The organism is Halomonas sp. BDJS001, from assembly GCF_026104355.1.
GTDB lineage: Bacteria > Pseudomonadota > Gammaproteobacteria > Pseudomonadales > Halomonadaceae > Vreelandella.
This window is the reverse complement of the sequence record NZ_CP110535.1, coordinates 245,016-258,662: the sequence shown is the minus strand read 5'-3', so window position 1 is coordinate 258,662 and position 13,647 is coordinate 245,016. Positions and strand designations below refer to the sequence as shown.

Here is a 13,647-nt window from a genome sequence, read left to right as displayed (position 1 = left end):
AACCATCGTCGTTATTGAGTAAGAGTGTCCACCGTCCACCAGGGAGGTAGTAGCGCACGTACATTAGATTGTGCGAAACGATCATCCATTAATACCACAACCCCTTCATCTTCTGGACTGCGAATCACCCGCCCCGCCGCCTGCACCACTTTGATCATGCCAGGAATGCGGTAGGTGTAGTCGTCGCCCTGGCCAAAGCGCGCGCTTAAACGTGCCTTAAGCGCTTCGTTGAAGTCGTTAAACGGCGGCAGGCCCAGGGTGGCAATAAAGGCGCCGATTAGCCGGTCGCCGGGCAGGTCGATGCCTTCCGCAAAAGCGCCGCCCAGCACTGCAAAGCCAATGCCTTTGCCACCGGGGGTAAAGCGCGCCAGAAACGCCTCGCGCTGCGCCTCCGGCATCCCGCGGGTTTGGCTGAACACGGGCACGTCTGGGTGCGCTTCGCGAAACCGCGCCAGCGCTGCCGCAAGGTAAGCAAAGCTGCTGAAGAACGCCAAGTAGTGGCCCGGCCTGCGCTGATACTGCTGAACCATGGTCGCTACGATGGGCTCAATGGAGGCATCCCGATCACGGAAACGGGTGGAAATATCGCGCCGTATACGCACCTCAAGCTGGCGGGCAGCAAACGGCGAGGCCACTTCGCGCCAGACCGTATTGTCCGGCAAACCGAGCAGATCCCGGTAGTAGTGAGCGGGCATTAGCGTTGCCGAGAACAGCACCACAGAGTGCGCGGCGTTAAATCGAGCGGCCAGAAAATCGGCGGGTATCAGGTTGCGTAACCCCAGCACCGCCCGGCCACGACCATGACGGGTAAGGTCGCATAGCGAGTGTTCGCCAAAGCGCTCCGCCAAGCGGCAAAAAGCCAGCGCTTCAAACAGCAGTTCCTGGAGCTCAAGCGTCGCATCCTCTGGGTGTTCACCCAAATGATCGGTAATCGACGCGCCCACCTGCTGAGCGGCGGCCACCAGCTTATCGGGCAGCGTCGTGACCAGCCGATAGCCTGGCTTACCCGGCTCGCCTGCCTCCTCCAACCCTGCCTCTTTAATAACGGCCTGCCACTGCCTAGCTAAACGATTCAAAGGGCGGGAGAGCGATGTTGGGGCAGAGCGGCGCACCCGATTGAAACGCTGCTGGTCGAGTTCGGCGCTGTACATGCCCCGAGCGCGCTCCACCAGATTATGTGCTTCGTCGACCAGCACGCCCGTTCGCCATTCATTCGCCTGGGCCAGGCCGTGCAGCAGCGCATGACTATCGAACCAGTGGTTAACGTCGCCGACGATCACATCCGCCCAGCGCGCCAGCTCCTGGCCCAAATAATAAGGACACACATCATGTTCAAGGGCCACCTCGCGCAGCGCTTCCCGATCCAGCCATGCCTGCTCTACGGCGGCTTGGCGGGCCGCAGGCAAGCGGTCGTAGAAGCCCGCCGCCAACGGGCAGGACTCGCCATGACAGGCGCGGTCGGGGTATTCGCAAGCCTTCTCCCGCGCTACCAGTTCCAACACGCGAAGCGGCAACGCCTCCTCATTGTCATGACGGGTACGCAACGTCGTCAGGGCATCCAGCGCTAACCGGCGACCGGGGGTTTTCATGGTCAGAAAAGCGATTCGGTCAAGCTGTTGCCGCGGCATGGCTGAGAGCATGGGGAACAGCGTACCCAGCGTTTTGCCAATACCAGTGGGGGCCTGAGCGAGCAGGCAGCGCCCGGTGCTGGCGGCTTTATATACGTATTCGGCGAGTTCGCGCTGACCGCTGCGAAACGCAGTGTGGGGAAAATGCAGCGAGTGTAAGGCGCGATCGCGGTGCAGGTGATGCTCAGCCTCCTGCTCCGCCCAGGCGAGAAAGCGCTGGCACTGGTCGGCAAAAAAATCCTGCAGTTCCTTGGCGCTGGCCTCCTGACTGAGCAGTGTCTCCTTGCCGCTGGCAATATCCAGATAAACCAGCGTTAAGGTGATACGTTCCAAGCGCGCTCTGCACATAGCAGCGCGCCGTAGACATTCACCTGTGCCCAGTGCAGAGCACGCTGGTTATCGGCCATGCGCTCAAGACTGCCGCGGTAGGTTTTGACTTCTTCCAGGCGGTTGGCCGTGGGGTCAAAGCCATCGGCGCGGCCTGTCACGGTAAGCCCTGCAAAGCTGCCCGACAGCGGCAGTTCTGCAAGATAATCCGCACCGCGTCGGCTAGCCACCAGCGTATGCCCTTGTATGCCTTCCTGGGCACTGGGCGCCGGGGTAAAGCGGTGATCGAGGTCACCTTCACGGGCGGTGAATTCGCACAGCGCCCGCACGGCTACGCGATAGGCCGCACTCATGACGTCGGCTCGGCGCTATCTGCCCAGCGTACGTAACACACCGCGACGGGCATCTCATGACGATGAAAGAATGTGAGCCAGCGGCGCTGGTTATCCTGTAGCCGGTCACCGGGGCCTTTGACTTCGATCATCCGGTAGCGCGGCTCACCCGCGGGTGCGTCGGGCATAAACTGAATCAAATCCGGCAGCCCTGCCCGGTTGGCTTTCAAGTCACCCAGCAAGCGCTCGAAACAGGCCCGTAAATGCTCAGCGGGGAGACACTTGAGCGCCAGCTCAACCAGCGGCTCATCGACAATTGGCCAGTGCACAAAGGGGGAGGCCAGCCCCTGTTTCTCCCGCCATGTCGCCCGAATCACCTCACGATAGCTACCGTCTTCCAGCTGCGCCAGGCAGGCGTCGAAGGCATCGCGCCGCCGGGACACAAAATCGTCGCGGTACAAGTCCGCCGGGCCGTTGTGAAAAGGGTGAAAGAAGGCGCCGGGGAGCGGGGCGAAAATAGCCGACCAGCAGAGCAATCCAAACAGCCCGGTTAGCAAGCTGTTTTCCACGTAGTAGATCGGTGCCTGGGGCTCGCTAAGTGCTTGAACCACGGCGCGCTCCACGCCCTGTGGCCCGGGCAGTAGTAAATCCCAACGCTCATGGGTGGGCTCTGGCTCACTCGGTACCACGGGTAGTTTAAGCCGCCGCTGCAAACGGGGCAGCAGCCGCGCCAGGGCCTGGTGTTCGGTCTCGTTAGGGCTGCTACCCAGCGCCTGGATCACCCGTTCCAAAGCCGCTTGATGTTCGCCCAATCGCTCCAACACACGTAGCTGTCGAATGCGCGCTTCGCTACTATTTGCATCGCCATAGAGTGTCAGCGCAAGCGCGGAGTCACCGCTGCGCTCAGCCTCGCGGCCCAGTTGCAGCAGTAACCGGGCCCGCCGCGTGGCCAGCCAGCGGTTGTCCGACGCTGGCGGCAATTCAAGGTACAGGTCGGCGGGCAGTTCCCCTGCATCAAGGCGTTGGCGCAGGCGGTGGAGTGCTAAATAGGTATCGACCTCCTGGCGCGATTGGAAAGCACGGGAGTGCGGCGTGAACGGCACCACTTCAAAACGCTGCAGACCCAGCTCGGTCAGCACGAACTCGGCCCAGTCCTGGCGCAGGTTGCCAAAGAACATCAGCCGCAGCCGGTCACAGGTCTCCATGACGGTGAGACGCACCACACAATCAGGCGCATTGGGCCACCAGGTATGCAGCGGTACGGTGTGGGTAAGTCGGCCTGCCAGGGTGTCGTAGAGCGCGGTTTTGGCGCTAGTTAGGCTTAACCCAGCGGCGCGAATATCCTCTGCCAATAGCTGACGCAACTCGCCGAGGCGAAGTTGGTTAAATAGCTCTTCAATACTCAGCCCAGGATCACTATCGACCCAGCCAAGCGCGATCAAGGGCGCCATCGCTTCGGCGCTGTCACCTACCTCAGCATAACTGAGCTTGCTGAGCCGAAACAGTTCTCCCTTGCGCATTACCATGCGCACCAGGAGCGCTTGAGAGGCCTGCGGCAAGCTTTCAAACTGTTCAACAAAAGTGAGCTCGCCTGCCGCGAGCAGATCAGCATGGCGCTCCCCCACCCAGGCCAAAACGAAGCGAAAGTTCGTCAGGTAGTAGAGGGGGTCATCGAGGGAGGCGGTCGGTGTCGCGAAAGCACTGTTCATTTATCCATTGTAACAGCGCGACGCCATTGTGACAGTCTCGCCATCATGGAGATTAACCACTTAGTGAGAGCGTTTGAAAGGCGTTATAGGCCGCCACCACCGTTGCCATTTGCGCGGTATGTGCCTGTACAAAGGGCTCGCCGGTTAGGGTTTCATCAGGGTATTCAGTGATCAGCATCAATGGCGTTAATTGATCGGCGTCTTCCGAGCTTAAGTAGGGGAAGCCATTCAACATCGGGAAGGTTAACGCCCCCGCATGGATCTCAAATAGCGCAATTTGCGCGGCATTAAATTCAACCAGCCCAGGCACTTGCGCAAGCTGCTGGGTAACAGCTTCCACCAACTGCTCGGCGGCTGTTTCATAGCCTGGTTGATAGCGCATGATCAAAAAGAATCCCTTGGGAATCGTCCACATCTCAAAGCCGCGGGGCACGTAACCGCTTAACGGCCGCGTCCACTCATGGGCGGGGTAGCCGTGCAGATTGATATTTAGTCCGGCATTACTGAGAGAGAATGCCTGTTCACGAATAGCATGTTCAAATGGCTGCCCAAGCGGCTGGCTCTGGAGGTCATTACCAAAGGCGGTATAGCGCGCCGCGTGGTGCATATGCCGCGGCTGATCGGCGACGAGCCGGCCTTGCAATGCGTAGCCATCAGGGTTTTCCAGCGGCGAGATGACAAAGTGGGCCTCTGGATCACCGTCAAGCTGCCGAGCGGCACGTAAGGCCCCCACTACGCCGGAGGTCTCGTTGGCATGCTGCCCAGCACTGATCATCACGGCACGGTCACCGCCGACGATATAACGCGCCTCTACCGCTCTCCCCGCCCGTGTCTTGGCCTGTAACGCCTGACCACCCAACGCTGCCAATAACGCCTCTATTTGCTCAACGCCGATAGCCTGTTGAGCGCTCTCCAGCTCCACCTCGGCCCGTGGTAGTTGGGAGGCATCCAAAGGCCGTAGGCTGACTTTCAAATAGGCTTGCTCCCCCGGAGAGGAGACTTCCGGCACAATCTGCCCCGGCTGAATGGATCGATCCCCCAGCGCCAACCCTGCTCGCCGCTGAAAATACTCCAGACTAGAAAAATAGAGTTCCTCATGAAGCGCCTCGGCAAGGCTAATATGCTCATCGCCCAGCACTAGGCGGCGGTCGCTACAGGGCAAATGCACCGTAAAATTGAGCTCTTCGAAGTAGGGAGATGCTGCCTGCCACTGGGTTGAGGATAACGTCGCCATCGCCGCTTGAAACAGCGCCTCAAAATCCGTCTCAACAATCGACTCGCTCACCTCTCCACTGGGAGAAATGAGCCGCAGCCAGCCGCAGGGTGAACACTGTGCTTCGTCTACATGATCCAGATGTTGGCGATTAGGCGCTTCAACACAATACGTTTCCACCTCCCCGGTGCTACGCTCCACACGGACACGATAATAAAAAGGCGTAGAGATAGTGGTGGCCGTGGTATCAACTTCCCAGCGTAGCGATACACCTGGCGGAAGTAGCGCCGCCAGCGGGTAGGCTTCCAAAAGAAAGCGACGCGGCGCATGTGCTAACACCGGGTACTCAATGACCAACGACTGCAGCGACGCCCACGAGAACTCCTCTAAAAAGAAATGCACCAGGGGCTTATAGGCACTGCGCAGCCGCGCACTAATACCAGCAGCCTTGAAGGCCGTTTCTGTGGCTTGGCGTTCGGCCTCATCGTCAAACACCCACGCCTCCAACAGATACCCTTGATAGGCAGGTGCGGCATACTCATCAAGCAAGGCATTGGTGGTGCGTGGAAAAGAGCGTTCCAACAAAATCTCGGTAGGGGGAGTGTTGGTCATAGGGAGGTACGTCCAGTCGGATCCAGGGCATCACGTAGCCAGTCACCCAGCAGGTTCAGCCCCAGCACGGTTAACAAAATGGCCACACCAGGAAATACACTAACCCACCATGCTGTCTGCAGATACGTACGCCCTTCCGCCAGCATGCCGCCCCAGCTGGGAATCACCGGATCGACGCCTAGTCCTAAAAACGTCAGGCTGCTCTCAAGCAGAATATTATTGGCGACATTAAGGGTCATCAGCACGATGACGGGGCCAATTAGATTAGGCAACAGATGCTGGAACAGAATACGGATATCCTTCACCCCAATCGCTTTAGCCGCCAGAATAAACTCCCGGTCGCGCAGCGATAGCACCGAGCCGCGTACCAAGCGCGCGTACTGCACCCACTGGGAGATAATCAACAGAATAATCATATTGGTTAGCCCGCCACCAATCACGGCGATAAAGGTAATTGCCAGCAGGATAAAGGGCAGCGCCAGTTGCACGTCGGCAAAGCGCATCACGATCATATCCAGGAACCCACCGTAGTAGCCGGATACCAAGCCCATAATGATGCCGATCACCACCGCACCGAGGGCTGAATAGACGCCGACTTTTAACGAGATTTCACCACCAATAATCACCCTCGCTAGTACATCTCTGCCTAACGGATCAGTGCCTAGCGGAAAGCTGGGCTCTACCAGAGGCGGCGTTAAGCGGTAGGCTAGATTTAGCTCCGAACCACCGCCGGGAAATAGCCAACCCGAGAAGATCACGGCAAATCCGATGCCGCCCACGAGCAGCACGCCAAGGATAAACTCAAGGTTCTTAAAGCGTTTCAATTTGTCGGTTTTGATAGCTGCCGTCATGGTTATTCCTTGCGCACCCTGGGGTCGACCAGGCCATAGGCGATATCAACGAGAAGGTTGATGGAGATGATCATGAACGAGAGCACGGTAATAACGCCTTGTAAGACAGGGTAGTCCCTGGCCGACACGGCTTCGAAAGCCAAGGTGCCTAATCCCGGCCAGTTAAAGACACGCTCGACAACCACGATACCGCCCAGCAATCCACCGAACTGCAAACCAAAATAGGTGATCAGCGGAATGGAGCAGTTACGCAGCGCATGTTTGTAGAGTACGACCGTGTTGGAAAGACCTTTTGCCCGGGCCACCATGATGTACTGAGAGCGCAGGGTGTCCAACATAGTGGTTCGCACTAGGCGCACGTTGGTGGCGGTTAAAATGATCCCCATGGTCGCAGCGGGCATAATGAAGCTGGAGAAGCCCTCCATGCCACTGGGCGGCAGCAGGTTAAAAGTGATGGAGAGCAGCAGCACCAGCATGATGGCCAGCCAGAAGTTAGGAAAAGAGAGCCCGATCAGGGAAAAAATCCTGATCATCTGATCGGGCCACCTTCCCCGCGATACCGCTGCTTTAATACCCAGCGGGATCGATACCACGATAGACACAAACAGTGAAGCAAAAGCCAGCGCCAAAGTGGCGGGCAAGGCCCGACCGATTAGATCGCTGACGGGTGTACCGCCCATAAAGCTACGACCAAAATCACCCACTACTAGACCTTGCAGGAAGCCGACGTATTGAGCCAGGAAGGACTGGTTCAAGCCGAGGGCTTCACGAATCCTTTCCAGATCCGCCTCGGTAATACTTCCCGCCCCTTGGGCCAGCATAACCGCCGGGTCACCGGTTAACCTGATCGCAAAAGAGACGATCAGCGTCACGGCGATTACCACAAAGATGGCCTGCAGTATTCGATAGAGAAGAAATTTTGCCACTATGACCCCAAGCCCGTAACGCTTACATGAAGCTTTTGTAAAATGTCAGCGTAAAGAACCGGCCACCCTTTCAAGCGGCCGGATGACGCTAAGTTTATTCAGCAACGTCCACGTCGGTTAAACGCATGCGGTTATCTGGGGCAGGTTCAAAATTCTCCACCCGGTCACTGACACCATAGAGAGCATTGATGCTATAGAGCGGCATTTCCAAGGCGCGATCCTGGGTATACTGCGCAATCGCCTGGAGCAGCGTTTCTCGCTCTTCCTGATCAGTAATGCTGCGCTGGGCTTCGAGCATTTCATCTAACTCAGCGTCGCTGTCATAAGGATTCCAGCGTTCGCCCGTGTGGTACATCAGGTAAGCGGTATTGTCGAAGTCGAACGTCCAACCGCCCCATTTCTGCTGGAACATCTCCCCAGTGCGGCCTGCCGGGATAATGTCGTTAAGTAGCACATTGGTTTCATATGGCTGGATCGAAGCGGTAACCCCCACCCCCTGTAGGTAAGACGCCACTACCTGGGCCACCTCACCAAAGGTGGCGTCGTTACCGCGCACATCAATCTGTACTGTTGCGCCTTGCTCGACCCCCGCTTCATCCAGCAGTTGACGAGCCTGCTGCGGATCGTACGGCAGGGGCTCCATATCAGGGTCGTTGCCGAAGGACTGGGCACCCTGGAAGCTGGCGATCATTTCGCCCTCACCCGCCAGAATGGAGTCGATAATCGCCTGTCGATCCACGGCCATGATCAAGGCTTTACGCACGCGTTCGTCGGCGGTAATACCGGATTGGGTGTTGAAGCGAATCGCTTCCACCGTCGGCGAAGCCACGCTGACGATGCTGGCCCCGTCGTGGTTATTGATGGTGTCGATCATGCCAATTGGAATCGTCGGCGGAATAACGATATCGACCCGTCCAGCCTGCAGCTCAGCCACGGCGGTGGAAGGCTCTGAGATAAAGCGGTAAGTCACTTCGTCAAGTTTCGTGCACCGCCCCAGTGCTCGGCAAAGGCCTCAAGCTGAACGTCTTCGCGAGGATTATATTCCACTACTTTGAAAGGCCCGGTGCCTACAGGATGGGTATTGAAGTGGTCATCGCCATGCTCAGCTAGATACTCCGGTGGCACGATCATGGCGCCGTAGCCCGCCAGCTTGGTAAGCAGTACCGGGTCGGGTTCGCTGAGGTGAAAATCGACCGTATAGTCATCGATCACTTCCACGCTTTCAATCGCCGTATAGTTGGAGCGCTGAGGGCCTTGGGCCCCTTCATCGCCCAGCAGGCGATCAAAGGTGAACTTTACCGCTTCCGCATTGAAGGGCTCGCCGTTATGAAAGGTGACACCTTCGCGCAGAGTGAAACGGATACGGGTACCGTCATCCAGCTCCTCCCACTCGGTTGCCAAGCCAGGCACTAGTTCTAAATCAGGGCCTCGATAAGTCAAACCATCGAAAATATTAGTGGTGACCGATGCCCAATTCACCAAAAAAGTATCGATGGGATCCCAACTGCCGGGATCTTGCGGCGAAGCAATCGTTAATGAACCAGCCTGCGCAGAGGCAGAAAAGGCAACGCTCAGAGCCATACCGGCGATGGCACCATTGAGCACGCGTTTGTTTTTCTTCATGAAATTACTCCTGTTGTTGTCTCACAGCTTGTGTACCATCAGGCAACTTACTATGACGCCAAACGCTCGGCGCTGCCTACTTCCTGGGCAACGAAATGACCGCTAGCCACCTGCACTAATGGCAAATGTTCTGGCTCATCACCGACTTTACGGATGGGACTAAGAATATCGCCCTGCAGCAACACCCGCTCCCGCCGCTGAGCCGGGTCGGCCACTGGTACAGCGCTTAAGAGCTTGCGGGTGTAAGAGTGCTGAGGCGAATCAAACACCGCCCGACGCTCGCCTAGCTCAACGACTTGGCCAAGGTGCAGTACCGCCACTCGGTGGCTGATCTTTTCCACCACCGCCATGTCATGACTAATGAACAGATAGGCCAAGCCCTCGTCTTGCTGCAACTCCATTAGCAGATGAATGATCTGCGCCTGGATAGAAACATCGAGGGCAGATAACGCTTCATCAGCAATGATCAACTTAGGCTTGGAGGCCAGAGCGCGGGCGATACAGATTCGTTGGCGCTGGCCACCGGAAAACTCATGGGGATAGCGCTCGGCTTGGTCAGCACTCAAACCAACGCGTTCCAGTAACTGGTCTACCCGCTGGCGAATCGCTTTACTACCGTGCAATAAATCGTGCGTACGGATGGGCTCGGCTATCGAAAAGCCAACGGTTTTACGTGGATCCAAGGAGGCAAACGGGTCTTGAAAAATGTACTGCACTTCTTGGCGCAGGCGCATTTTTTCTGCCCGAGACATATCGGCCACGGCCTTGCCACCAAAGCGTATCGTGCCACTGGTGCTTTCCTGCAACTGCTGAATGGTGCGCCCGATGGTCGACTTGCCGGAACCCGACTCTCCTACCAGTGCCAGCGTTTCACCCGGAAAAATAGTGAAACTGACATTTTCCACCGCATGGACACGATGGCTAATCCCCCCAAAGAAGCCTTTACGAATATCGAAACGGGTGACTAAATTTTCAATCTCCACCACCGGGGCTGCATCGGTTCTAGCGGTATCCTGCTGACGACTTTCACCCAGGGTGCGCGCAACATTTCCCTCCAGCACCACTAATGGATCCATGCGTGGAAGGGCTTCGCCCTGCATGCTGCCAAGTTTAGGCACCGCCGCTAACAGTGCTTGGGTATAGGGGTGTTGGGGGCGGGCGAAAATCTCCTCCACTGAGCCCTCCTCGACCTTCTCCCCATGACGCATGACCACTACCTGATCGGCCATCTCCGCCACCACCCCCATGTCGTGGGTGATGAAGATAACGGCCATGCCCAGTTCCTGCTGCAGATCGCGCATAATGGTAAGAATTTGCGCCTGAATGGTGACATCCAGCGCAGTGGTGGGCTCATCCGCTACCAGCAATTTAGGACGACAGGCCAGCGCCATCGCTATCATCACTCGTTGACGCATACCGCCGGATAGCTGATGGGGGTAGCGTTTTAATAGCGATTCGGCATCGGCCAGCCGCACCAGCTTCAAAAGTTTTACTGCTTCGACACGAGCAGACTCTGTCGAAAGCTTTTCATGCAATACCAGTACTTCGGTAATCTGATCACCAATGGTGTAAACCGGATTCAGTGACGTCATTGGCTCTTGGAAAATCATGGCAATCTCTTTGCCACGTATCTTACGCATCGCCTTATCCGAAAGCTGGGTAAGATCTTGTGGTGGGGAGCCATTGGTCTCACGGTAGAACGTTATGGTGCCACTGGTAATCTCAGCATTCATGTACTCCACCAAGCGCATAATCGCCAGTGAAGTTACCGATTTACCCGAGCCAGACTCGCCAACGATTGCCGTCGTTTTACCGGGGTAAACATCAAAACTCAGGTTTTTAACAACCTGGTTGGAGCCAAAATTTACCCCCAAGGAACGAACCGATAGCGCTGGTGTAGTGGTCACAAGATGTATTGCCCCCTGCCCTTAGATAGCGTTTTTGTAAAACGTTAGTCGAGTAGACATATCCTTTCAAACTACTCATCTTGCTAAACTTTTGTCAACATATCGTTATTAAGCACCTACTAATTCGCCTGTCATTAAAAATTCGACCTCCTGCTAAGACATGCATTTCGCGCACAAAAAAAGCCCCATTGCAGGAGCTTTCGACCGCGTTTCGTGTTGATTGGCGTGGTTACCCCACCCGATGCTGCTTAAGCACGGCAAGACTTCGCTCCTCCTCGCTTTGCGGCTGTGAAGGGGCTTGGCGGGTGCCGACCAGTACGTACCACTCGGTTTCGGAAAGGTAGGATTGGCACCAGTGACCGAGATCTGCAGCGCACTCTTCGCGGGTGAGTTGGCCGCTGCGATAGTCGTGGGCGAGGAGTAATAAGTTCTGCCGGGCAGTACGCGCACGGGCATTGCCACCATGCACTTTTACCAACGGGCAGCGTCGATCATAGGCGGCGTTGGTTAACGCATTAAGCCAACGTTCCAGTTCATGTGCCTGAATTCCACCATACACTGCCACGCTTGAGCTCCCTGCCCCGTTGAAAGGGCATTAGCCTGCCCGATTTAGGGGCCGCTGTCACGGTTAACCTTTACCCTTGTTTAGATGCAGTTCAAGACTTTTTATAGCGCTTGTTCAAAACCTTGTAACACGTTGACTACATTGACACCTATTTCATCAACCGCATAGCCCCCTTCCATCAGAAATACGCTGGGTAGGCCTGCTTGGGCCAGGCGCTCACCTAGCGCTGTGAAATCTGCGCTGGTAAAGGTGAAGGCACTTATCGGGTCACCTTCGAAAATATCGACCCCTAGCGATACGATCAGGTATTCACACTCCGCGGCTTTAATTTGCGCCAAGGCTTGTTCAAGTGTGGCCATCCACGTGGTAACACGGGTGCCCGGCGGCAACGGGTAATTGACGTTAAAGCCCTCGCCTTGCCCTTCGCCGTTTTCATCAGCGTAGCCCAAATAGTAAGGAAAGGTAACTTCGGGGTCGCCGTGCAGAGAGATAAACAGCACATCGTCACGCTGGTAGAAAATCTGCTGAGTACCATTGCCGTGGTGAAAATCGACGTCAAGAATAGCGACCCGGCGCTTACCTGCATCCAGCGCCCGCTGGGCGGCAATGGCGGCATTATTGAAGAAACAGTACCCGCCAAACTGATCATAGGCAGCATGGTGGCCCGGTGGCCGACATAGCCCAAAACTGGGTTCACCGGTTTGCAGCGTATGCTCTAGCGCACCTAACGCTACGTCTTTACTCGCCATGGCGGCTTCAAAGGTGCCTTCTGAGATCGAGGTTTCCGCCGCCAAGGCGTAGTAGCCTAGCTGGCCGCTGATAGAGCGCGGAATGCGGTCACTGCGCATGGTTCGCGCTGGCCAAATATTGGGAATGGCCTCACCTTTATGCCCAGCCGCCTGCCACTCTTGCCAACAGTTGGCTAGAAACGTCACGTACTCTTTGTCGTGCACCGCCAACACCGGGGCTAACCCATAAGCGCTGGGGGTACGAATATCGCCAAGCCCGGACTGGCGAAGATGCTTAAGCACTAGATCCAGCCGCTCAGGACACTCAAACGGGGTTACCAGCGCGCCGTCATGCAACTCCGTGCGCGCTTGGCGCAAACGGCTATCCTCTGAGTAAAACGTCAGCATGTGGGCTCCTTAATCGGCATCTAACTGAACAGGCCACTGCTTGGCCCAGCGGCGCTTTTGGCTTGGCGTTTGTTGCTTTAACTGGTATTCAGCCCGGCTTGCGGCCGCGCGGTCATTAAACGGTTCGGCACCCAGCAGCGCAACGGGAGGGTTGGCACGGGTGTAGCGCGCCCCTTTACCCGTACAGTGCGCCTGGTAGCGCTTCGCCAGGTTGTTGGTAATCCCCGTATAGGTGCCGCGCTGGCACTCCAACAAATAAAGATACCATTGCGGTTCGGCTTTCTGAGGCTGAACGATGTCGCTATTCACCGCAACATACCTTTAATTTACGCCCACTACCACATAAGCACGGGGCGTTTCGGCGTGGTTTCAGTCGAGTAAGCGTGGGTGTTCCGTCTATATACCACCAGCGTTGCTGCTCGTTAACGAAGCGGGAGACCTCTTCTAACACGTGCCATCCTTTTTGCACGCGCCCCCTTTCATAAAAACAGGCACGAAAATGCACGTAACCGATATTCTCAATCGGCGGTTCTGCGGAGATGATGAATAGCGACTTCCACTTAGCGTCAGGATCCGGCGCAAGCTCTGCAGGGCGGGTAGAGGGATGCCATGTCGCCAACAGGTAGTCGCTAAGCCCTAGCACAAAAGCCGCATAGCGAGAGCGCATCAAAGCTTCAGGCGTAGGGGCAAGTTCGCCTTGGTGATAACGGCCACAGCACTTATCAAGCGTTAATGGGCTACCACAGGGGCAACTTGGGTCAGTTGTGGAGGTCATAGAAAAGCTCGTTAGTCACATCTTTTATAGCCTAACCGATACG

9 protein-coding genes and 2 pseudogenes are annotated in these 13,647 nt (G+C 56.6%); all 11 read right to left on the bottom strand.

Features of this window, described 5'->3' with window-relative positions; all coding sequences use genetic code 11:
- Nucleotides 1-11: 11 nt before the first annotated feature.
- Nucleotides 12-2,308, bottom strand: a pseudogene (locus OM794_RS01270) (ATP-dependent DNA helicase).
- Nucleotides 2,305-3,996, bottom strand: a complete 1,692-nt coding sequence (locus tag OM794_RS01265; RefSeq protein WP_226250233.1) for a VRR-NUC domain-containing protein — start codon at nt 3,994-3,996, stop codon at nt 2,305-2,307. Before OM794_RS01265 ends, OM794_RS01270 begins: the two are co-directional and overlap by 4 nt.
- 52 nt (nt 3,997-4,048) lie before the next feature.
- On the bottom strand, nt 4,049-5,821 hold the full coding sequence (locus tag OM794_RS01260) for a peptidase M14 (RefSeq protein WP_226250232.1): 1,773 nt from the start codon (nt 5,819-5,821) through the stop codon (nt 4,049-4,051).
- Complete coding sequence (locus tag OM794_RS01255) at nt 5,818-6,672, bottom strand: ABC transporter permease (RefSeq protein WP_226250231.1); 855 nt, start codon at nt 6,670-6,672, stop codon at nt 5,818-5,820. The genes OM794_RS01260 and OM794_RS01255 overlap by 4 nt, the downstream gene beginning before the upstream one ends.
- Nucleotides 6,673-6,674: 2 nt before the next feature.
- A complete protein-coding gene (locus OM794_RS01250) occupies nt 6,675-7,598 on the bottom strand; it encodes an ABC transporter permease (protein ID WP_226250230.1) in 924 nt (307 codons plus the stop codon).
- A 94-nt stretch (nt 7,599-7,692) separates the two neighbouring features.
- A pseudogene (locus tag OM794_RS01245) lies at nt 7,693-9,221 on the bottom strand (ABC transporter substrate-binding protein).
- A gap of 50 nt (nt 9,222-9,271) precedes the next feature.
- Nucleotides 9,272-11,128 carry an ABC transporter ATP-binding protein gene (locus OM794_RS01240; protein ID WP_226250228.1) on the bottom strand — a complete coding sequence of 619 codons (1,857 nt, stop codon included), beginning with the start codon at nt 11,126-11,128 and terminating at the stop codon, nt 9,272-9,274.
- Nucleotides 11,129-11,357: 229 nt separating this feature from the next.
- The gene (locus tag OM794_RS01235) at nt 11,358-11,693 is read right to left on the bottom strand and encodes a cellulose biosynthesis protein BcsE (protein ID WP_226250227.1); all 336 of its coding nucleotides are present in this window, start codon (nt 11,691-11,693) and stop codon (nt 11,358-11,360) included.
- Nucleotides 11,694-11,794: 101 nt separating this feature from the next.
- Nucleotides 11,795-12,829, bottom strand: coding sequence for a histone deacetylase family protein (locus tag OM794_RS01230; protein ID WP_226250226.1), 1,035 nt, complete (start codon nt 12,827-12,829; stop codon nt 11,795-11,797).
- Nucleotides 12,830-12,838: 9 nt separating this feature from the next.
- The gene (locus OM794_RS01225) at nt 12,839-13,138 is read right to left on the bottom strand and encodes a GIY-YIG nuclease family protein (protein ID WP_226250225.1); all 300 of its coding nucleotides are present in this window, start codon (nt 13,136-13,138) and stop codon (nt 12,839-12,841) included.
- Nucleotides 13,131-13,604 carry a YchJ family protein gene (locus OM794_RS01220; protein WP_226250224.1) on the bottom strand — a complete coding sequence of 158 codons (474 nt, stop codon included), beginning with the start codon at nt 13,602-13,604 and terminating at the stop codon, nt 13,131-13,133. Before OM794_RS01220 ends, OM794_RS01225 begins: the two co-directional genes overlap by 8 nt.
- Nucleotides 13,605-13,647: the final 43 nt, after the last annotated feature.